The sequence below is a fragment of the Marinobacter halodurans genome (genome assembly GCF_004327985.1).
In the GTDB taxonomy this organism is placed as follows: domain Bacteria; phylum Pseudomonadota; class Gammaproteobacteria; order Pseudomonadales; family Oleiphilaceae; genus Marinobacter_A; species Marinobacter_A halodurans.
Genome location: NZ_SJDL01000013.1, coordinates 37,355 through 57,804, shown reverse-complemented (window position 1 = coordinate 57,804; position 20,450 = coordinate 37,355). Strand labels below are relative to the sequence as shown.

The 20,450-nt window shown below is 63.3% G+C and carries 16 protein-coding genes; 1 reads left to right on the top strand and 15 read right to left on the bottom strand.

All coding sequences use genetic code 11. The features are described from left to right. Positions 1-15: 15 nt before the first annotated feature. From EZI54_RS10305 to EZI54_RS10235, 15 genes are all read right to left on the bottom strand, one after another. Entirely contained in the window at positions 16-1,545 is a 1,530-nt protein-coding gene (locus tag EZI54_RS10305; protein WP_131481671.1) for an acyl CoA:acetate/3-ketoacid CoA transferase, read from the bottom strand. A 9-nt stretch (positions 1,546-1,554) separates the two neighbouring features. Continuing rightward, positions 1,555-2,913: a TRAP transporter large permease gene (locus tag EZI54_RS10300; protein WP_131481662.1), complete on the bottom strand. Its 1,359-nt coding sequence runs from the start codon at positions 2,911-2,913 to the stop codon at positions 1,555-1,557. Continuing rightward, positions 2,900-3,493 carry a TRAP transporter small permease subunit gene (locus EZI54_RS10295; RefSeq protein WP_131481660.1) on the bottom strand — a complete coding sequence of 198 codons (594 nt, stop codon included), beginning with the start codon at positions 3,491-3,493 and terminating at the stop codon, positions 2,900-2,902. Before EZI54_RS10295 ends, EZI54_RS10300 begins: the two co-directional genes overlap by 14 nt. A gap of 142 nt (positions 3,494-3,635) precedes the next feature. Next, on the bottom strand, positions 3,636-4,697 hold the full coding sequence (locus EZI54_RS10290) for a TRAP transporter substrate-binding protein (protein WP_131481658.1): 1,062 nt from the start codon (positions 4,695-4,697) through the stop codon (positions 3,636-3,638). 290 nt (positions 4,698-4,987) lie between these two features. Beyond that, positions 4,988-6,388, bottom strand: coding sequence for a sigma-54 interaction domain-containing protein (locus EZI54_RS10285; protein WP_131481656.1), 1,401 nt, complete (start codon positions 6,386-6,388; stop codon positions 4,988-4,990). Positions 6,389-6,434: 46 nt separating this feature from the next. After that, entirely contained in the window at positions 6,435-8,408 is a 1,974-nt protein-coding gene (locus EZI54_RS10280) for an acetoacetate--CoA ligase (protein ID WP_131481654.1), read from the bottom strand. After that, positions 8,405-9,343, bottom strand: a complete 939-nt coding sequence (locus tag EZI54_RS10275) for a hydroxymethylglutaryl-CoA lyase (protein WP_131481652.1) — start codon at positions 9,341-9,343, stop codon at positions 8,405-8,407. Before EZI54_RS10275 ends, EZI54_RS10280 begins: the two co-directional genes overlap by 4 nt. After that, positions 9,340-11,334, bottom strand: a complete 1,995-nt coding sequence (locus EZI54_RS10270) for an acetyl/propionyl/methylcrotonyl-CoA carboxylase subunit alpha (protein WP_131481650.1) — start codon at positions 11,332-11,334, stop codon at positions 9,340-9,342. The genes EZI54_RS10275 and EZI54_RS10270 overlap by 4 nt, the downstream gene beginning before the upstream one ends. Before the next feature lie 4 nt (positions 11,335-11,338). Then, entirely contained in the window at positions 11,339-12,130 is a 792-nt protein-coding gene (locus tag EZI54_RS10265; protein WP_131481648.1) for an enoyl-CoA hydratase-related protein, read from the bottom strand. Positions 12,131-12,143: 13 nt separating this feature from the next. Next, on the bottom strand, positions 12,144-13,688 hold the full coding sequence (locus tag EZI54_RS10260) for a carboxyl transferase domain-containing protein (RefSeq protein WP_242674417.1): 1,545 nt from the start codon (positions 13,686-13,688) through the stop codon (positions 12,144-12,146). Positions 13,689-13,758: 70 nt separating this feature from the next. Next, on the bottom strand, positions 13,759-14,928 hold the full coding sequence (locus EZI54_RS10255; RefSeq protein ID WP_131481644.1) for an isovaleryl-CoA dehydrogenase: 1,170 nt from the start codon (positions 14,926-14,928) through the stop codon (positions 13,759-13,761). 86 nt (positions 14,929-15,014) lie between these two features. Beyond that, the gene (locus EZI54_RS10250) at positions 15,015-16,700 is read right to left on the bottom strand and encodes an AMP-binding protein (protein WP_131481642.1); all 1,686 of its coding nucleotides are present in this window, start codon (positions 16,698-16,700) and stop codon (positions 15,015-15,017) included. Positions 16,701-16,756: 56 nt separating this feature from the next. Further along, positions 16,757-17,152, bottom strand: coding sequence for a MerR family transcriptional regulator (locus EZI54_RS10245; RefSeq protein ID WP_131481640.1), 396 nt, complete (start codon positions 17,150-17,152; stop codon positions 16,757-16,759). A gap of 87 nt (positions 17,153-17,239) precedes the next feature. After that, entirely contained in the window at positions 17,240-17,902 is a 663-nt protein-coding gene (locus EZI54_RS10240; protein ID WP_131481638.1) for a transglutaminase-like cysteine peptidase, read from the bottom strand. Between the two features lie 8 nt (positions 17,903-17,910). Further along, a complete protein-coding gene (locus EZI54_RS10235; protein WP_131481636.1) occupies positions 17,911-18,570 on the bottom strand; it encodes a type II secretion system protein N in 660 nt (219 codons plus the stop codon). Positions 18,571-18,958: 388 nt separating this feature from the next. Here EZI54_RS10235 and gspE point away from each other — a divergent pair, with 388 nt between their 5' ends. After that, on the top strand, positions 18,959-20,446 hold the full coding sequence (gene gspE, locus EZI54_RS10230; RefSeq protein ID WP_207389194.1) for a type II secretion system ATPase GspE: 1,488 nt from the start codon (positions 18,959-18,961) through the stop codon (positions 20,444-20,446). The last annotated feature ends 4 nt before the right edge of the window (positions 20,447-20,450 follow it).

Sequence of the window (20,450 nt, the reverse complement as noted above, 5' to 3'; positions counted from 1 at the left end):
CGGTATCCCGGCGTTTCAGGGCCTGTAGAGGCTGCGGTCGGTTACATGCAGCCGGCTGGAAATGGCGGGTCTGAAGTCCATATAGGCGAGGATGTCCCGGTCCAGGTCCAGGCCGGGGGCAATCTCGACCAGTTCCAGCCCGTTTTCCGTCAACTGGAAGACGCATCGCTCAGTGATGTAGAACACCCGTTGGCCCCGCTCCAGCGCATAGCGGCCATTGAACGTCAGGTGCTCGACCTGGGAGACGAACTTGCGCCCGGATCCGCCATGCTCAATGGTCAGTCCCTCCTCGTCGATCGCAATCGACTGTTTGCCGGCCTCAAAAGTCCCCATGAAAAAGACCTGCCGGGCATTCTGGCTGATATTGATGAACCCACCTGCTCCGGACAGCCGCGAACCGAAGCGGCTGACATTGACGTTACCGTGCTGGTCCACCTGCGCCATACCCAGATACGCCTGGTCCAGGCCGCCACCGTCGTAGAAGTCGAACTGGGCGGGCTGGTCGATCACCGCCTCGGCGTTTGCTGCGGCCCCGAAACTCAGGCCACCGGCAGGCCGCCCGCCAATGGCACCGGGTTCTATGGTCAGAGTGATTTGGTCCAGCAGGCCTTTTTCCGCAGCGACTTCCGCCACCTGTTCCGGCATGCCGATCCCCAGGTTGACGATCGTGCCCGGTTCAAGGTGCTCGGCTGCGCGTCGCCCGATCAGCTTGCGGACGCTCAGGGGATCGCCTCCCTCCAGCGCCGGTAAGCGGATCTCGCTGGTGTACGCCGGGTTGTAGGGCTCGGCAAAGGTCTGCAGGTGCTCCTCCGGCTCCGCCAGGATAATGTGATCCACCAGGATGCCGGGAATCTGCACGCGTTCGGGATGGAGCTGGTGGCGCTCGGTCAGGCGCTCCACCTGGACAAAGACCTTGCCGCCGGAGTTGTGGACCGCCTGGGCGATGGCCAGGCTCTCCAGGGGCAGGGCTTCCTTTTCGGTGGTGATGTTGCCTCGTGCGTCCGCGGTCGTTCCGCGAAGGAACGCCACATTGATCGGGAAGGTGGGATAGAACAGGTACTCGCGGCCCCGGAGGTTCATCACTTCCACCAGGTTTTCCCGGGTGCACTCGTTCATCCGGCCCCCGCCATGACGGGGGTCGACGAACGAGTGCAGGCCGACGTGGGTCAGCATGCCGGGCTTGCCGGCCGCGATGTCCCGGTAGAGCTGCGCGATCACGCCCTGGGGCAGGTTGTATGCCTCGATACGGTTGTTGCAGGCCAGTGCGCCCAGCTTGGGTACCAGTCCCCAATGGCCGCCGATCACCCGCTTGACCAGGCCTTCGTGGGCCAGATGGTTGAGGCCGCGGTTGCCGCCATCGCCCTGGCCGGCGGCATAGACCAGTGTCAGCCCGTGGGGCGCCCTGTCCGCCACGAAACGCTGCTCCAGTGCCCGGGCCAGGGCTTCCGGGAAGCCAATGCCCACAAAGCCTCCGGTCGCCAGTGTCGCGCCCTCGGGGACCAGGGCGGCCGCCTGCTCGGCGGATATCAGTTTGGGATGTGACATCGAAACCTCCTACTGTCCGCTGTAGGCCTGGGCCGGCAGCCAGGTCACCAGATCGGGCCACAGGAAGATGATCGCCAGGACCGTGGCCTGCAGCAGGATGAACGGCGCCACGCCTTTGTAGAGCGTCTTCACGCCAATCGAAGGCGGAGCCACGCCCTTGCAGTAGAACAGCGAGAACCCGACAGGGGGCGTCAGGAACGATGTCTGCAGACAGACCGCAAACAGGACCGTAAACCAGACGATGTCGAAGCCCAGCGCGTGGATCACCGGCGCTACCAGCGGCAGGATGATCAGGGTGATCTCGATCCAGTCCAGCACGAAACCGAGCAGGAACGTCAGCAGCAGGATACAGATCACCACGCCATGGGGGCCGAACGGCAGTCCGTGCAGCGCATCCGCGATCATTTCGTCACCCCCGAGGCCGCGCAGGACCAGCGAGAAGGCGGTGGCGCCGATCAGCAACGCAAAGATAAAGGCGGTGGTCAGGCTGGTTTCCCGGCACACCTCACGCATGACCTGCAGGTTCAGCCGCTTGTTGGCCAGCGCCAGCAGGGTGGCACCGAAGGCACCGACGCCGGAGGCCTCGGTGGGAGTGGCGATGCCGGCGAAGATACTGCCCAGCACGGCCAGGATCAGGAACGCCGGCGGCAGGATCGATTTGAGGGCGTCCAGGATGATGCCCAGGCTAACCGGCTCGGCGTCGTCGCCGGCCGGCGCGATGTCCGGACGCATCCAGCCCCGAACCACGATGTAGAGCACAAACACCACGCCCAACAGGGCGCTGGGGAAAACCGCGCCCATGAACAGGTCCCCCACGGACATCGCCAACTGGTCGGCCATCATCACCAGCATGATCGACGGCGGCATGAGGATGCCCAGGGTGCCCACTGCGCAGACCGTGCCCACCGCCAGTTCGGGCTGGTACTCGCGCTTGAGCATGACCGGTACGGCCAGCAGGGTGAGCAGGGCAACGGAGGCGCCCACGATGCCGGTCGATGCCGCCAGCAGCAGCCCGATGATCACCACGGCGATGGCCGTGCCGCCATTGAGGCGACCGAACAGCCGCGACACGTTCAACATCAGCTTCTCGGCCATGCCGGAGCGGTCGAGCATCTGGCCCATGAACACGAACATGGGGATGGCCACCAGCACCCAACTGCTCATCGTGCCCCAGATGCGGTCGATGGCCAGGGAGGTGTAGCTCCAGTCGATGGCGATAAAGGTATCGAGATAGTTATCCGACAGCATGGCAAGGCCGGTAAAGGCGATCGCGACGCCACCCAGGGCCCAGGCAATCGGGAAACCGGTAAAGATCAGCAGGATGAACGCGGCGAACATCCCGATGGCGAGCATTTCATTGATCGGCATGGCGCACCTCCGAAGCGAACAGGAACGCCAGCAGCCGGGTCAGGCGGGACAAGGCCGCCAACAGCAGCAGTCCCAGGCCGAGGGGAAGAGCGCTCTTGATGATCCAGCGATGGCTCAGCCCACCCGGAGCGCTGGAGGCCTCATTCATATCCCAGGAGTCGATGACGTAGGGGATCGAGTAGTACAGCAGCAGGCCGATGAACGGTCCCAGCAGCAGTAGCATGCCGCCAAGCTCCACCCACGCCTGGGTGCGAAAGCTGAAGCGCTCCCGGAACAGGTCCACGCGCACATGGCTGTCCCTGAGCAGCGCATAGGAGAGGGCAATGAGGAAACCGGCGGAATAGATGTGCCACTGCAGTTCCTCAAGCTCGATGAAGCCCTGGGAGAAGACGTAGCGAGACACCACGTTGACGATGATCACCAGCATCAATAGGGGCCATAGCCAGGCGCTGAACTCACCGATGCGCTGGATAAGGCCGTCGATGATCCGGGACACCGGGGTGTGGGGCAATACCTCTCGGGACAGCCCCTGCTGCGCCGGTTCAAGTTCGGGCGCAGTAGCCTCGAAGGAAGCGTTCATGTGAATCTCCGGAAGAGTGTCAGGGCCACCCGGGAAGTCTGTATGGCAGCGTCCGGACTGAGCCGGACGGCGACCAGGCCACCCGGGGTGGCCATCGTTCCTTTACACGACGGGCTGTCGTGTCATTCAGGCTGGTGCGGGATCAGAAATCCCGCGGCAGGTAACCGAGGTCCTGCCATTCCTGATACTGTGCCTGGAATGCCTGCTGGCTCTTCAGGACACGGGCGAAGTCTTCGTCCTGATCCGCTTCTTTCTTCAGTACCTTTTTGGTGACTTCCTGCAGTTCACGCAGCACCGGTTCGGGCAATTCCCGGGTTTCGGCGCCCTTGCTCTTCATGAACTCAATGGCCTTGCCCTGGTAAGCCTCGGCACTGGCCAGGTTGCGGGTGACGCTGGCCTGGCAGGCTAGGTTGATCATCGTCTTGTCGGCGTCGCTGATGGCATCCCATTTGTCCTTGTTGACGATCAGGTGGAAGGCCGCGAAAGGCTGGTGCCAGCCCGGGAAGTAGTTGTACTTGGCCACTTCGTAGAAGCCGAGCTTCTGGTCGACGGTGGGCAGGGAGAACTCGGAGGCGTCGATCGCACCCTTTTCCAGCGCCTGGAAGATTTCACCGCCGGGAAGGACGGTCACCGAGGCGCCCAACTCCTGCAGGATGCGACCACCGATACCGGCGTAGCGGATCTTGAGGCCGTCGATGTCATCGAGGCTCTTGATCTCCTTGTTGAACCAGCCGCCGGTCTCCGGACCGGTCAGGCCACAGAGGACGGGATGGACGTTGTTCTTCTCGTAGATTTCCTCGGCCAGCTTCTGGCCGTCACCATCGTACCACCAGGCCATGTATTCCCAGGGCTCCATGCCGAATGGGACGGCAGAGAACAGGGTGGATGAGGGGATCTTGCCCTGGTCGTAGCCGATCCAGGTATAGCCGGCCTCGAGTTTGCCGGTGCGTACCGCATCGGTGATGTTTAGGGTCGGGACGAGCTTGTTGGGCTCGAAATGCTTGATGATGATGCGGTTGTCGGTGGCTTCGCGGAGATCATCGAGAACGCCGGGAATGGTATCGCCCAGGGCCGGGAGGTTGCTGCCGTAGGCGGCCTGCATCTTCCAGCGGATCTTGTCTGCCCCCAGTGCCGGGGTGGTTGCTACGGCGGCGGCGAGGCCGCAGGCGGACAGGAACGCGAGGGATTTGCTCGTCTTTATCATTGTGACTTCCTTCTATTGTTGTTGTGTGCAGGGAGTTATCTGCCGTAGGGGCCTATAACAATCCTTGTGCCAACGATAGAAAGATCATTAAAAACAATGACATGTTCGGTTTTTGGTAAGGGGTTTCAGCTACGTAAAAGCCGAAGTGTCTGGAAATCCGGACACAAAATAGGGGTGACGTTACGGACTCGGTGATTCGAGGGCCTGAAGGGTGTGTCTGACATCTCAGACACTGTCTGAAAATATGGACGCCCTGTTCGAACGGCCGCGATTCGGGCGACCTCGTCGGATCAAAGCCCGTATCGAGCCATCTTCTCGTAGAGACTGGCGCGGGAGATGCCGAGGATGCGTGCGGCCCGGGACCGGTTGTTCCCGGTGGCGTCCAGCGCCTTGCGAATGCCGTCACGCTCGGCCCGGGCGACCGTCTGCTGCAGGGTCTCGATACCGGCGGCGCCGGCGGACTCGTGCAGGCGGTCCGGCGCCGGTGGCAGGAAGTCTTCGGCCTGGAGGATCGGGCTCTGGGCGAAGATGAAGGTGCGCTCCAGGGTGTTCTGCAGTTCGCGAACGTTGCCGGGCCAGGCATGATCGCGCAGGTAGTCCAGGGCTGCGGCGCTGAGCCACTTGGGGGACATGCCCAGATTGTGGGCAATGCGATCGATCATGGTGTTGGCGAGCAGTTCGATGTCTTCCATCCGGTCGCGCAACGGGGGCACTTCGATGGGCAGGACATTGAGCCGATAGTAGAGATCCGCCCGGAAATCACCGGCATCCACCATGGCTTTGAGATCCTTGCTGGTGGCGGCGATGATGCGGACGTCGACCCGGATCACCTCGTTGGAACCCAGCGGTTCGAACTCCTGCTCCTGCAGGACCCGCAGCAGCTTGCTCTGCAGGCTTTGGGGCAGGTCGCCCACCTCATCCAGGAACAGCGTACCCTTGTCGGCCAACTGGATCTTGCCTTTGCGTCCCTTACGGTCGGCGCCGGTATAGGCGCCGGGCGCCACCCCGAAGAATTCCGCCTCCATCAGGTTGTCCGGCACCGCCGCCATGTTGATGCTGACGAACGGCCGTTCGGCCCTTACGGAGGCGTGATGGATGGCATGGGCCAGGACCTCCTTGCCGGTACCCGTTTCCCCAAGCAGGAGGACGGTGGTGTCCAGCTCGGCCGCCCGCCGGGCTCGTTGCAGCAGCTGCTCTACCGGTGCGCTCTGGCCGATGAAATCGGCAAAGGTGTACTTGGTGTCCCGCATATTGGCGAGTTGGCGTTCAGCGGTGCTGGGGACACCGCGCAGGCGGCCGTATTTCTCAACGAACGCCTTCAGGTAGTCCATGTCCTTGTAGAACACGAAGCCAATGCCGCCGATCACCCGGTCGGCCTGATCGCGGATGGGGATGCGTGTGACCACCATCCAGGTTTCCCGGCTGCGCAGCAGGTCCAGCAGGATGGGCTGACCACTGCGCACCACCTGGCGCATCATACTGTTGGGGATCAGCTCTTCGACGGGCTGTCCGCGGACGGCGAGATCCCGGTCGATGCCGAGGACGTCGCGATACTTGTCGCTGATCCAGAGCACGTGGGCGTGGTCGTCAACGATCAGGCTGCCTTCGCAGATGTGGTCGAGAAGCGTGAGCAGGGGGCTCTCAGAGAGGTCTGAAAGATCCTCCAGGGTGAATCCGGATGCGCGTGTCATAACGGTCCCTGTCGGCCGCCCGGGGACGGACGGCCGTTAGCCGGTATTATTGTTTGAGTTCGGGAAGATTCTCAAAATACCGGAGCGCTTCGGGATTCGCCAGTGCATCCTTGTTTTTCACCGGCTCGCCGTGGACCACGTTGCGGACCGCCAATTCGACGATCTTGCCGCTGATGGTGCGGGGTATGTCGGCAACCTGCACGATCCGTGCGGGAACGTGCCGGGGTGTGGTGTTGGCGCGAATGGTTTGTCGAATCGTCTGGGCCAGATCGTCATCCAGTGTCACACCGTCGCGCAGCCGGACGAACAGCACCACACGGATATCGTCGTCCCACTGCTGGCCGATGGCGAGCGCTTCCAGAACGGCATCGACTTTTTCTACCTGCCGGTAGATTTCAGCCGTGCCGATGCGCACGCCGCCGGGATTGAGCGTGGCGTCGGACCGGCCATGAATCAGCACGCCGGTTTGCGCGGGGGTGGTGGCGGTCGCCGGATGAACGCTCAGCTCCCCGTAGTCGCCGTGGGCCCAGACGCCCGGGAAGCGGCTGAAGTACGCGTCCTCGAAGCGGGCGTTCTCTGGATCGTTCCAGAAGCCGACCGGCATGGACGGGAAGGCGTTGCGGCAGATCAGCTCGCCTTTGCCCTCGGCCAATGGATTGCCGTCGTCGTCAACGAACGCCACGTCCATGCCCAGACTGATGCATTGCAGCTCGCCGCGATAGACCGGCAGGTTCGGGTTGCCCAATGCGAAGCAGGCGACAATGTCGGTGCCACCGGAAATACTGGAGACGCAGACGTCCGGTTTCACGTCCCGGTAAAGGTAATCGAAACTTTCGTGAGAAAGCGGGCTACCGGTGGAGAGCAGGGCGTCCAGCGCTTCCAGGTTGTGGCTTTCCCGCGGTTTCAGGCCGGCTTTTTCACAGGCGGCGTAGTATTTGGCGCTGGCGCCGAACACGCGGATCTGTTCCTTCTCGGCGATGTTCCAGAGCACTTCCGGCGCGGGCGAGAACGGGGAGCCGTCAAACAGCACCAGGGTGGCTCCCAGGCTCAGGCTGCTGACCAGCCAGTTCCACATCATCCAGCCGCAGGTGGTGTAGTAGAACACCCGGTCGCCGGCGTGGACGTCGGTGTGCAGAGCGTGTTCCTTGACGTGCTGGAGCAGGGTGCCGCCAATGCCGTGAACGATGCACTTGGGAACGCCGGTGGTGCCGGACGAATAGAGAATATAGAGCGGTGCATTGAACGGCAGGCGGGTGTAGTGACATTCCCGGTCGGCTCGAAGAGCCTCGTCCCAGGTCATGCCGACGATATCGTCCGGCCAGGGACAGTCGTCGCAGTTGTCGATGCGGATCAGCCGCGCCAGGGAAGGCAGTGAATCGACAATATCCCGGACCCGGTCGCGGGTGTCGATCACCTTGCCGTTGTAACGGTATCCGTTAATGGCGATCAGCACTTTGGGCTCGATCTGGCCGAAACGGTCGATCACGCCATTGAGACCAAAATCCGGCGAGCAGGACGACCACACGGCGCCCAGCTGGCTGGCCGCAAGCATGCCCACGACGGCCTCTATGCCGTTGGGAACGAACCCGGCGACCCGATCACCCCCGGTCACGCCCAGGGACTGCAGGGTGCCGGCCAATGACTGGGATTTATGACGCAGCTCATTGAACGTGACGACCCGCCGCCGGCCGTCCTCGCGGTGTTCGATGATGGCGGCAGCGTCCGGGTTGCCACGGGCCAGCAGGTTTTCGGCGAAATTGATCCGGCTCTGCGGGAAAAAGCGCCGCCCGACGACCGGGAAGCCGTCGTCCGATACCGGACCCTCCCAATCGGCGAGGATGCCGAATTCATCCACCAGGTTTTCCCAGAAGCGATCGGCGTACTCCACGCTCCAGGCATGCAGGCCTTCGTAGCCGGGTGGGATGTCCGGGTACTGCTGGCGCAGTCGGGTGCCGAACTGCGTCAGGCGGGTGTTGGCGATACGGTCGGCACTGGGTTGCCAGAGTGGCGATTTGCTCATGAATCCTGATCCTGTCCCGTCATCAAATCGTCTTCGGTTAAATGCGCGGTGAGGGCTTTACCGGTGCGCGACGGGTTGGAGCGGCCCAACAGTTCGCAGATTTCCCGGCCGACCCGGGCCACGGCGTGCAGGTCGACGCCGGTCTCGAAACCCTCGCCCTGTAGCAAGTAAAGCACATCTTCGGTGGCCACATTGCCGGTTGCCCCCTTGGCGTAGGGGCAGCCGCCCAGGCCGGCAACGGCGCTGTCGAAGATCCGGATGCCGCGCTCCAGCCCGGCGTAGATATTGGCAATGGCCTGGCCACGGGTGTCGTGGCAGTGCAGGGCCAGGTTTTCCGTGGGCATCAGCGACAGGGTTGCATCCAGCAACGCATGGATCTCGCGCGGGCGGGCCACGCCGATGGTGTCGCCCAGGGAGACCTCGTCGGCGCCCAGTTCCAGGAGCTTCTGGACGACGTCGGCCACCTGGCCCGGTGCGATCGGGCCTTCATACGGACAGCCCACCACACAGGAAACATAGGCCCGAACCCGCTTGCCCGCGGATTTGGCGCCGCTGACCACCGGCTCGAAGCGCGCGATGCTCTCCTCGATGGAGCAGTTGATGTTCTTGCGGTTGAAGCTTTCCGATGCTGCGGTGAACACGGCAATCACGTCGGCGTCGGCGGCGAGGGCCGCTTCCAGGCCCTTGCTGTTGGGCACCAGGACTTCCGCCGAGACATGGTCCCGCCGGCGGATGGCCTGCATGACCGCATCGGTATTGGCCATCTGCGGGACCCATTTGGGGGAAACGAAGCTGCCGGCCTCGATCCGCGTGAGGCCGGTATCGGCCAGCGCGTTGAACCAGCGGGCACGGTCCTCGTGGGAAACCGCCGTCGCCTCGTTCTGCAGGCCGTCCCGCAAACCCACTTCCACCAGCGTTACTTTCTCGCCCGTCATGCGTCTTCCTCCGCTTCGAAGTCCACCAGGACCTGGCCGGCACCCACGCTGTCGCCTTCGGCGCAATGCAGCGCGACGACGCGGCCTTTGGCCGGGGCCTTCAGGCTGTGCTCCATCTTCATGGCTTCCATGACCACCAGGCTCTTACCGGGTTCGACCGTGTCGCCCTCGGCACAGTTCACGGCAATGACCCGGCCATGCATCGGCGCGGTCAGGTGGGCATCGCTGTCGGCGTCCTGCACCTGCTCCTCGGGATGGTTCACCAGCGCCGTCCAGGATGTGTTCCCGGCAAAGAGACCAAGCTTCTCGCCGTGACTGGCCCAGGCCAGGCGCACGCGGCGTCCGTTCAGTTGGACGGTCAGGGCGCCATGGTCTGCCGGCTGCCAGGACAATGTCAGTGCCGGCGAATCGCCATCCGCCTGCAGTCGTGCCCGCCGAGCGTTGATCATCTCATAACCCAGCGTGCTGTCCTGATCGCCGATTCGCAACTCACAGCGTTGCTGACGGGGACCGCCGAGGCGGAAGCTGTCCTGCATCGACCAGGGGCCGGGTACCCCTTCGGAGCGTGCGGCCTGCTGCCAGGCCAGCCAGCTCAGGGCCTGCTGTTCCTCCGGCGCAAACTCCGGCGTCCGTAACGCCTCAGCGTGGGTCTCGATGAAGTGGGTGGTCAATTCGCCGTTGGCGAAATCGGGTTCGCGCAGGACGCGGGCGACGAAATCGGTGTTGAGGGTGACGCCCATGACCTCGTAGCGGGCGAGGGCGTCGATCAGGCGCTGGCGCGCCGTATCCCGGTCCTCACCCCAGGTGATCACCTTGGCCAGCATGGGATCGTACCAGGGGGTGATGTCCTGGCCTTCCGCGACGCCGGAATCGATCCGCACGTGCGGCAGGTCCATCGGCTCGCGCAGGTGGTGCAGACGGCCGGTCACGGGCAGGAAGTCGTTGTCCGGATCCTCGGCATAGACCCGGGCTTCCATGGCGTGGCCACGGCAGGCCAACCGGTCCTGGGCCCAGGGCAAAGCCTCGCCATTGGCGATACGGATCTGCCACTCCACCAGGTCCAGCCCGGTGATCAGTTCGGTGACCGGATGCTCGACCTGCAGGCGGGTGTTCATTTCCATGAAGTAGAAATAGCCGCCAGGTTCGTAGAGAAACTCCACGGTGCCGGCACCGATATAGCCGATGGCCTCGCCACAGCGCACGGCGGCTTCGCCCATGGACTTGCGGATGGCCTCGGGAATGCCGGGCGCCGGGGCTTCCTCGATGATTTTCTGGTGCCGGCGCTGGACCGAGCAGTCCCGGTCAAACAGGTACAGACCCTTGCCGTGGCTGTCGAACATCACCTGGACTTCCACGTGGCGGGGATTTTCCAGGTAGCGTTCCATCAACAAGTGATCGTCGCCGAAGCTGGCACTGGCCTCCCGCTGGGCGGCGGCGATGGCTTCTTCCAGTTCATCCATCCCGCGAACGACCCGCATGCCTTTGCCACCGCCCCCGGCGCTGGCCTTGATGAGCATGGGGAAGCCGGTGTTCTCGGCTTCGTCGCGGAAGCGGGCGAGGCTCTGGTCGTCGCCGTGATAGCCCGGCACCAGCGGCACGCCGGCTTCGGCGATCAGTGCCTTGGCGGCGCTCTTGGAGCCCATGGCCGCAATGGCCGAGGCGGGAGGTCCGATAAAACGGATGCCTTCCGCCTGGCACTGTTCGGCCAGGGCGGTGTTTTCCGACAGGAAACCGTAGCCCGGGTGGATGGCGTCGGCACCGTGCTCGCGGGCGGCGGCCAGGATGCGGTCGACCTTCAGGTAGCTTTCCGCCGCCGCGGCGGGACCAATGGCGACAGCCGCATCAGCCTGGCGCACGAACGGCGCCGTCCGGTCGGCTTCGGAGTAGACGGCGATGCAGCGAATCCCCATGGACTGCGCTGTGCGCATCACGCGCAGGGCGATCTCGCCGCGGTTGGCGACCAGGAGGGTACGAATGGCGTGTTCAGTCATCGGATTACTCCCGGATCCAGGCGGGTTGGCGTTTTTCCAGGAAAGCGCGCAGGCCTTCCTGCCCCTCGTCACCGGTGCGCAGGCCGGCAATCAGTTCGGCGGTGTAGCGGATCAGCGCATCGTCCGGCCCGTCCATCTGGGTACGGGCCACCAGGGACTTGCAGGCGTCGAGGGCAACGGGCCCGTTGCGCAGAAGCCGTTCGGCCAGCGTGTTGATGGTTTCATCGATGTCGTCGGCAGCGACCACTTCATGGACGATGCCCAGTTGCTTGGCGTCGTCCGCGGGGATTTCCTCGGTGGTGAGGAAGTAGCGACGCGCCTGACGCGGGCCGATGGCGCGGACCACGTAGGGGCCGATCGCCGCCGGAGCAAGCCCCAGACGCGCCTCGCTCAGGCAGAAGCGGGCGTTGTCGGTGGCAATGGCGATGTCGCAGGCGCAGATCAGCCCCAGTGCGCCACCGAAGGCCGCGCCCTGGACACGGGCGATGGTCGGCTTGGGAAGCCGGTCGAGGGTCTGCATCAGGCCGGCCAGGGCCAGCGCGTCGTCGACGTTGGCCTCATGGCTCAGCTCGGCGGTCTGCTGCATGTAGTTCAGGTCGGCGCCGGCGGAGAAATGCTTGCCGTCACCCTGCAGGACCACCACCCGGCATGAAGGATCGTCGCCGGCTGCGATCAGCGCAGCCCGCAGGTCGCGCATCACGCTGTCGTTGAAGGCATTGCGTTTGTTCGGCCGCGCCAGGGTAATCCGGGTGACCCCGCGACCGTCGGTTTCAGTGCGTACAGCCTGTTCAGTCATGGTGATCTCCTGGTTACATCCGGAAGAGGCCGAAGCGGGTGTCTTCGGGCGGCGCATTGAGGGCCGCGGACAGGCTCAGGCCCAGCACCCGGCGGGTATCGGCCGGATCGATCACGCCGTCGTCCCATAGGCGCGCGCTGGCGTAGTAGGGGCTCGACTGGTGTTCGAACTGGTCGATGATCGGCTGCTTGAACGCCTTCTCCTCGTCCTCGCTCCAGCTCTCGCCACGCCGTTCCTTGCCGGCCCGCTTGACGTCGGCCAGCACGCCGGCGGCCTGTTCACCGCCCATGACCGCGATGCGGGCGTTAGGCCACATCCACAGGAAGCGGGGCTTGTAGGCCCGTCCGCACATGCCGTAGTTACCGGCGCCGAAGCTGCCACCGATGATGACGGTCAGTTTGGGCACCCGGGCACAAGCCACCGCGGTGACCAGCTTGGCGCCGTGCTTGGCGATGCCGTCATGTTCAGCCTGCTTGCCCACCATGAAGCCGGTGATGTTCTGCAGGAATATCAAGGGAATACCGCGCTGGCAGCAGAGTTCCACGAAGTGCGCGCCTTTCTGGGCGGACTCGGAGAACAGGATGCCGTTGTTGGCGATGATGCCCACCGGCATGCCGTAGAGGTGGGCGAAGCCGCACACCAGCGTGCTGCCGTAGCGGGCCTTGAATTCGTCGAACTCGGAGCCGTCCACCAGACGGGCGATGACTTCGTGGACGTCGTAGGGCGTTTTCAGGTCGCTGGGGACCACGCCATAGAGCTCTTCCGGTGAATACAGCGGCTCCGCCGGCTCGCGCAGGCGGACGGTTTCCGGTCGGCGGAAGTTGAGGTTGGCAATGCACTGGCGGGCGCGCTCGAGCGCTTCCGCCTCGGTGTTGGCGTAGTGATCCGCCACGCCGGAAATGCCGGTGTGCACATCCGCGCCACCGAGTTCCTCAGCGCTGACGGTCTCGCCCGTAGCGGCTTTGACCAGCGGCGGGCCCGCGAGGAAGATCGAACTCTGTTCGCGCACCATGATGCTCTCATCCGCCATGGCCGGCACATAGGCGCCGCCGGCGGTGCACAGGCCCATCACCACGGCAATCTGCGCGATGCCCTTGGCGGACATGTTGGCCTGGCGGTAGAAGATGTGGCCGAAGTCTTCCTGGTCCGGGAACACCTCATCCTGCCGGGGCAGGTTGGCGCCGCCGGAATCCACCAGGTAGATGCAGGGCAGGTGGTTCTCCTCGGCGATGGTCTGTGCGCGGATGTGCTTCTTGACCGTCAGCGGGTAGTAGGTGCCGCCTTTCACGGTGGAGTCGTTGGCGACGATCATGCACTCGATGCCGTGGACCTGGCCGATCCCGGCGATCACGCCCGCAGCAGGAACGTCCTCGCCGTAGACGTCGTCCGCGGCGAAGGCACCGATTTCGAGGAACGGGGAGCCGGGGTCCAGCAGCCGATGGATGCGCTCGCGGGGCAGCATCTTGCCGCGGTCGGTGTGCCGCTTCTGGGCCTGTTCGCCGCCGCCCTTGGCAATGGTGTCGTGGCGCTCGCGGCGTTCGTCGCAGAGCGCCTGCATCGCGGCCTGACGCTCACCGAACTCCGGCGATTCGGTCTGGATCTTGGAATGAAGGATAGCCATGGGAACCTTACCGTGACTCGTTGAACAGTTCGCGACCAATCAGCATGCGGCGGATTTCCTGGGTGCCGGCACCGATCTCGTAGAGCTTGGCGTCCCGCAGCAGGCGGCCGGTGGGGAATTCGTTGATGTAGCCGTTGCCGCCGAGGATCTGGATGGCTTCCAGCGCCATCTTGGTGGCTCGCTCCGACGTGTAGAGGATGACGCCGGCGGCATCCTTGCGGGTGGTCTCGCCCCGGTCGCAGGCTTGGGCGACGGCGTAGAGATACGCGCGGCACGCGGCCAGTTCAGTGTACATGTCCGCCAGTTTGCCCTGGATCAGTTGGAACTCGCCGATCGGCTGGTCAAACTGCTTACGCTCGTGGACGTAGGGCACCACGTTGTCCAGGCAGGCCTGCATGATGCCGATGGGACCGCCGGACAGCACCACGCGCTCGTAGTCGAGGCCGGACATCAGCACGCGCACGCCGCCGTTCTCCTGGCCGAGGATGTTTTCCTCCGGGACTTCCACGTCCTCGAAGATCAGCTCGCAGGTGTTGGAGCCGCGCATACCCAGCTTGTCCAGTTTCTGGCCGCGGGAGAAGCCTTTCCAGTCGCGTTCGACTATGAACGCGGTGATGCCGTGGGGGCCCTTGGCGGTGTCGGTCTTGGCGTAGATCACGTAGGTGTTCGCATCCGGCCCGTTGGTGATCCACATCTTGCTGCCGTTGAGGATGTAGCGGTCGCCCTTCTTGTCGGCGCGCAGTTTCATGCTCACCACGTCGGAGCCGGCGTTGGGTTCGCTCATGGCGAGGGCACCGATGTGCTCACCGCTGACCAGTTTGGGCAGGTACCTGGCTTTCTGCTCGTCGTTACCGTTGCGGAAGATCTGGTTTACACACAGGTTGGAGTGGGCGCCGTAGCTCAGGCCGATGCTGGCCGAGGCGCGGCTGATTTCTTCCATGGCCACGGTGTGGGCGAGGTAGCCCATGCCGCTGCCGCCATACTCCTCGCTGACGGTCATGCCGAGCAGGCCCATCTCGCCGAGCTGCGGCCAGAGTTCGTTGGGGAACAGGTTGTCCCGGTCCACATCGGCCGCCCGGGGGGCGATGCGGTCGCTGGCGAACTGGTTGACCTGGTCCCGGAGCATGTCGACGGTCTCGCCGAGGCCAAAGTTGAGGGAGGTGTACTGGCTTTTCATGAGGGTTCTGACTCCTGCCGGTAATAATCTATCGTTTACGTTAACGTCAACTTCGGGGCGAGGACGATCTCGACGACCGCCCCGGTTCAGCCGCCGAGGTTCAATTCATCGATGCTGATTTCCCGCATCCGGAACTTCTGGATCTTGCCGGTGACGGTCATGGGGAACTCGTCCACCAGCTTGATGTATTTGGGCACCTTGTAGTGGGCGATCTTGCCCTTGCAGAATTCGCGGATCTCGTCTTCTGTCGCCTGCTTGCCCTCGGCCAGCTTGATCCACGCCATGACTTCCTCGCCGAACTTCCCGTCGGGGATACCGATCACCTGGGCGTCGGAAATGGCGTCGTGGGTGTAGAGGAATTCCTCGATCTCGCGCGGGTAGATGTTCTCGCCGCCGCGGATGATCAGGTCCTTGATGCGGCCGGTGATCGCGACATAGCCGTCTTCATCCATGGTGGCCAGGTCGCCGGTGTGCATCCAGCGGGTGACGTCGATGGACTTGCGGGTGGCTTCCTCGTTGTTCCAGTAGCCCAGCATGACGCTGTAGCCGCGGGTGCAGAGTTCGCCTTTCTCGCCGCGTGGGACCAGGTCGCCGGTGGCCGGATCGACAATCTTGATTTCCAGGTGCGGGTGGATTGTGCCCACGGTGGTCACCCGCTTGTCCAGCGGTGCGTCGGGCTCGGTCTGCAGGCTCACCGGGCTGGTTTCGGTCATGCCGTAGCAGATGGTGACATCCGTCATGTGCATCTGCTCGATCACCTTGCGCATGATCTCCGCCGGGCAGTTGGAGCCGGCCATGATGCCGGTGCGCAGGGTGGAGAGGTCGAAGCTGTCGAATTCGGGATGCTCCAGTTCGGCGATGAACATGGTCGGTACGCCGTACAGCGCGGTGGCCCTCTCTCTCTGGACCGCGCGCAAGGCCGCCGCCGGTTCGAAGCCCTCGCTGGGATAGATCATGGTGGCGCCGTGGGTGATGCAGCCGAGGTTGCCCATGACCATACCAAAGCAGTGATAGAGCGGGACCGGGATCACCAGCCGGTCGTTCTCGGTGAAGTTCATTCGCCGGGCAACGAACAGCCCGTTGTTGAGAATGTTGTGATGGGAGAGGGTGGCGCCCTTGGGCGCACCGGTGGTGCCGGAGGTGTACTGGATGTTGATCGGGTCGTCGAACTGGAGTTGGGCCTGGCGTGCCCGGTAGTCCGCGTCCGGGGTCTGCGGTGCCAGGGCAATCACGTCGTCCCAGTGCCACATGCCCGGTGCCCTGTGGCTGGCGTCGAGACAGATGACCTGTTTCAGGTCGGGCAGTGTCTCGCTCCGGATGCGTTCCTGGCGGGCGTCGTTCAGGGCAGGCACCAGTTCGGTCATCATGCTCACGTAATCCGACGTCTTGAACTGACCCTGCAGGATGAGTACAGACGTGCCGGAATGCTTGAGTGCATATTGAACTTCATGCACGCGGTAACTGGGATTGATGTTCACCAGGATGGCGCCGATCTGGGCGGTGGCAAACTGTGTGATGCACCATTCGGCGTTGTTGGGGGACCAGATGCCAACGCGATCACCCTTCTGGACACCCAGGGCCATCAGGGCGCGGGCGCATTCGTTGACGACGGCCTGTAGTTCACGATAGGTGTAGCGGCGGTCCTGATGATGAACAACCAGGGCATCCGTATCCGGAAAACGGCCGGCCGTTTCGTCAAACTTCTCACCGATGGTCATACCCAGCAGGGGCGTTTCACTGACCCCGCTGACATAGCTCTTCTGCATCGTCATAACCCACCTGAAATCTTGTCTTTGTTGTGGTGTGTCCGACCCGGGACGCGAACAGGCTAACGGTTCAGCGCCGCCATGGCGGCCTGGCACCGGGCCTCGGCGTCGTCGAGTTCTTTCTGCATGATCTCGATGTCCGCAAGCTGCTGCTTAAGGGCTTCACGTCGCTCATTAATTTTCCGTTGTAACGCATTGAGCTGATGAGTATTGTCGGATGAGGGATCGTACATCTCGATCAGTTCACGGCTCTCCGCCAGGCTGAATCCAAGGCGCTTGCCACGCAGGATAAGCTTCAGTTTCACCCGGTCCTGATCAGTATAGATTCGTGTCTGGCCGTCGCGTTCCGGCGTAATCATGCCGGCCTCCTCATAGAAGCGGATGGTCCGGGTGGTGATGCCGAATTCCCGGGCCAGGTCGCTGATGGTGTGGGTTTGCTTGACGTTCAGGTCGCTCATATTGACTTGCTCACGTTGACGTTAACGTAAAGGTAATTCCGTCGCTATAAGCTGTCAACTCCCGATGACGGTCCTGGTGCCCGTCGGCTATCGGAGCGAATCGATCAGGCGATTGTTCAGGTCGGTCCAGTTCTTCAGCTTGTCGGCATTGCCGATGCGTTTGGAGTCCACACCGCCGCCTTTTTTCTGGAGCCACAACCCCTCGCCGTTGAAACTGTAGACCGGTTCCAGGTCATCGCGCTCGGAGGCGGGGCGGATTTCGTTGATCAGGTTGTCGAGGATCAGTGGGTCGGCGTCCGGCGTCTTGTACCAGGCCAGCACCATGTGGGCCTGGTTGAGTTCCAGCGCTTTGACGTAGGTGATGCGCAACTGGTCGTCGGGGACGCCCAGCGCGCGCAGGGTGAGGTACTTGGCGATGGAGAAATCCTCACAGTCGCCGCCGTCCGTGGCGAGCAGTTCGACCGGGGTGGCCCAGTAGTCCTCCTCTCCCCAGTGCTCGAGGTCGTTAACGAAATGGACCTGGTTGAAGAACGAGTTGACCAGCCGGAGCTGGCGGCGGACGGGGGCGTGGCTGGCCAGCTTCTGCAGTTCCTGCCACTGCACGAGGCGTTGCCGGGCGGCGTCGCCGAATTCGCTCTGTACATAGTCAAGCAGACGCGAGCTCAGCTCGATGCCAATGACGACGGTGACCGTCAATGACAGGGCCAGGGCACAGATTCGGAATCCCTGCCTGATGCGCGTCGGACTCATCCATGGCCTCAGTTGCTGTTCTGACGCAATCGCTCCCGGAGAGCCTCCAGTCGGCGACGAATCTCTTCCCGTCTGTCGCTGGTTACCGCCGGCGCAGAACCGGGAGGCTGTACGGCACGCGGCTGGGGCCGGACGTCCGCCGGGGTGCTTTCCGGTGTCTGGCCTTCGCTGCCGTTACTCAGGTCGATACCGCTGTCTGCGGTTTCGGGGAAATAAAGGTTCTCCAGCTTGCCGCTGCGCTCGATAATGACCCGGTTGGGGTAGACCGAGCGCAGCGTCGCGTTGCCAGGCAGGTCGTCGCCGATCAGATAGGCCTCGGTATCGTTGTTGGCATCCTCGATCAGGGCGCTGGCACCGCTGTTTTCATCGCCGGCCATCACCCCGCGGAGATAGAGGCGCAGGTTGGTTTCCGGCAGGTTCTCGGTTGATTGCGGCTGCTGTGCGGCCTGGGCGCCGGCTTTCCCAAAGAGATCGATGGCCGACAGGTCGACATCCGGCTTCCCGGCGTTGTCTGCCGGTGCCTGCCGGGCCACGACGGCACTGCTCCCGGCCTGTCGCGCCTGCTCGGCCTGGTAGAATCGCCACCCCTGCCAGCCCAGCGAGGCAATCATGGCCACCACCAGTAACAGGGCGGTAATCTGGGGTAGTCGGGAATAGATGCCGGTCATGGGTAGCCCTGATCTCCTGAATGATAGCGTAGCGGAATTACCGTCCCTGGATACGGTCCAATCCCGGATACTCCCGGCCAATCCGGGGTTGGCGACGGGCCCGGTTTCCGCAAGGATGCTGCGGTGGCCGACTGCACTGTAACAGTTTAGACAAACAGCCGGTAAATACTCAGCGCGAGTTGGTGCCAGTGGATTATAGGCGCCGGAATTGTCATATTCGACTGAAAATTATGCAAAAATAAGATATTAGAACCGTGACGTGCTTGACGGATGTCCCAAATTTCCCGATAACTCGTCAGAGACCACATACTCCCGGGCGAGCTATGATAGCCTTTGCCTTCTTCGGTGACAGGAACAGGTGAAAACCAGCGTGGAACAAGACCTCGACATGCAGGCTCAGGACGCCCCGATCGGGCGCCTGCCTTTTACCTTCGCCAAACGCCACGGCGTCATCCTGACCCGGGGCGACAGCGGCGCAGTGAAGGTCCTGGTACGGCCCGGGGCATCACCCATGGCGCTGGCGGAGGCTAACCGTGTCAGCGGCGGCCGGGCGAAGTTCGAGCCGATCGCGCCGGAAGATTTTGACGACGCCCTCAATGCCGCCTACCAGAACGATTCCACCGAGGCCATGCAGATGGTCGAGGGCATCGGCGACGATATGGACCTGGCCAGTCTGGCGGACTCCGTACCGGAGACTGAAGACCTGCTGGAGCAGGAAGACGACGCGCCGATTATCCGCCTGATCAACGCCATCCTGACCGAGGCGGTCAACGCCAATGCCTCGGACGTGCACATCGAGACCTACGAGAAGCGGCTGGTGGTGCGTTTCCGGGTTGACGGCATCCTGCGGGAGGTGGTCGAGCCCAAGCGGGCGCTGGCGCCGCTGCTGGTGTCGCGCATCAAGGTCATGTCCAGGCTGGATATCGCCGAGAAACGGGTGCCCCAGGACGGCCGGATCTCCCTGCGGGTTGCCGGCCGCGAAGTGGATCTGCGGGTGTCCACCATGCCGTCCTCCAATGGCGAACGCATCGTGCTGCGTCTGCTGGACAAGCAGGCGGGTCGGTTGCGCCTGGGCTCGCTTGGTATGGCGGATCGTGATTTCAAGGTGCTGCGTGAGCTGATCTTCCGGCCCTACGGCATCATCCTGGTTACCGGTCCGACTGGTTCCGGTAAGTCCACCACGCTTTATGGCGCTTTGCAGGAAATCAACGATCGCAGCCGCAATATCCTGACCGTCGAAGACCCGATTGAGTACAACCTGTCCGGTATCGGTCAGACCCAGGTCAACCCGAAAGTCGACATGACCTTCGCCCGCGGCCTTCGGGCCATCCTGCGCCAGGATCCGGACGTGGTGATGATCGGTGAGATCCGGGACCTGGAAACGGCGGAGATCGCCGTCCAGGCGAGTTTGACCGGCCACCTGGTGCTGTCCACCCTGCACACCAATACAGCCGTGGGCGCCATTGCCCGACTGATCGATATGGGGATCGAGCCGTTCCTGATTTCCTCCAGCCTGATTGGGATCGTTGCCCAGCGACTGGTTCGGGTCCTGTGCCCGCATTGCAAGGAATCCTACTCACCATCGGTCGAGCATTGCGAATTCCTGCAACTGGATCCGGAAAATCCAACGGAAATCTATCGTGCCGTGGGCTGCAACGAGTGCAACCAGTTGGGCTACCGCGGCCGAATGGGGATCTACGAAGTGGTTCGCGTCGACGAGGACCTGAGTACCCTGATCCATCGTCAGGCCGGCGAACTGGAGCTGGAGAAAGTGGCTCGCCAGCACGGTCCCAGCATCCATGCCGATGGCGTGGCCAAGGTGCTGGCCGGCAAGACGACGGTTGAAGAAGTCCTGCGCGTGACGCACCGGAGCTAAGGGG

Coding starts and splice junctions, on each gene's coding strand:
- EZI54_RS10305 (WP_131481671.1), bottom strand. CDS start 1,545: ATGTCACATCCCAAACTGATATCCGCCGAGCAGGCGGCCGCCCTGGTC.
- EZI54_RS10300 (WP_131481662.1), bottom strand. CDS start 2,913: ATGCCGATCAATGAAATGCTCGCCATCGGGATGTTCGCCGCGTTCATC.
- EZI54_RS10295 (WP_131481660.1), bottom strand. CDS start 3,493: ATGAACGCTTCCTTCGAGGCTACTGCGCCCGAACTTGAACCGGCGCAG.
- EZI54_RS10290 (WP_131481658.1), bottom strand. CDS start 4,697: ATGATAAAGACGAGCAAATCCCTCGCGTTCCTGTCCGCCTGCGGCCTC.
- EZI54_RS10285 (WP_131481656.1), bottom strand. CDS start 6,388: ATGACACGCGCATCCGGATTCACCCTGGAGGATCTTTCAGACCTCTCT.
- EZI54_RS10280 (WP_131481654.1), bottom strand. CDS start 8,408: ATGAGCAAATCGCCACTCTGGCAACCCAGTGCCGACCGTATCGCCAAC.
- EZI54_RS10275 (WP_131481652.1), bottom strand. CDS start 9,343: ATGACGGGCGAGAAAGTAACGCTGGTGGAAGTGGGTTTGCGGGACGGC.
- EZI54_RS10270 (WP_131481650.1), bottom strand. CDS start 11,334: ATGACTGAACACGCCATTCGTACCCTCCTGGTCGCCAACCGCGGCGAG.
- EZI54_RS10265 (WP_131481648.1), bottom strand. CDS start 12,130: ATGACTGAACAGGCTGTACGCACTGAAACCGACGGTCGCGGGGTCACC.
- EZI54_RS10260 (WP_242674417.1), bottom strand. CDS start 13,688: ATGCAGGCGCTCTGCGACGAACGCCGCGAGCGCCACGACACCATTGCC.
- EZI54_RS10255 (WP_131481644.1), bottom strand. CDS start 14,928: ATGAAAAGCCAGTACACCTCCCTCAACTTTGGCCTCGGCGAGACCGTC.
- EZI54_RS10250 (WP_131481642.1), bottom strand. CDS start 16,700: ATGACGATGCAGAAGAGCTATGTCAGCGGGGTCAGTGAAACGCCCCTG.
- EZI54_RS10245 (WP_131481640.1), bottom strand. CDS start 17,152: ATGAGCGACCTGAACGTCAAGCAAACCCACACCATCAGCGACCTGGCC.
- EZI54_RS10240 (WP_131481638.1), bottom strand. CDS start 17,902: ATGAGTCCGACGCGCATCAGGCAGGGATTCCGAATCTGTGCCCTGGCC.
- EZI54_RS10235 (WP_131481636.1), bottom strand. CDS start 18,570: ATGACCGGCATCTATTCCCGACTACCCCAGATTACCGCCCTGTTACTG.
- gspE (WP_207389194.1), top strand. CDS start 18,959: ATGCAGGCTCAGGACGCCCCGATCGGGCGCCTGCCTTTTACCTTCGCC.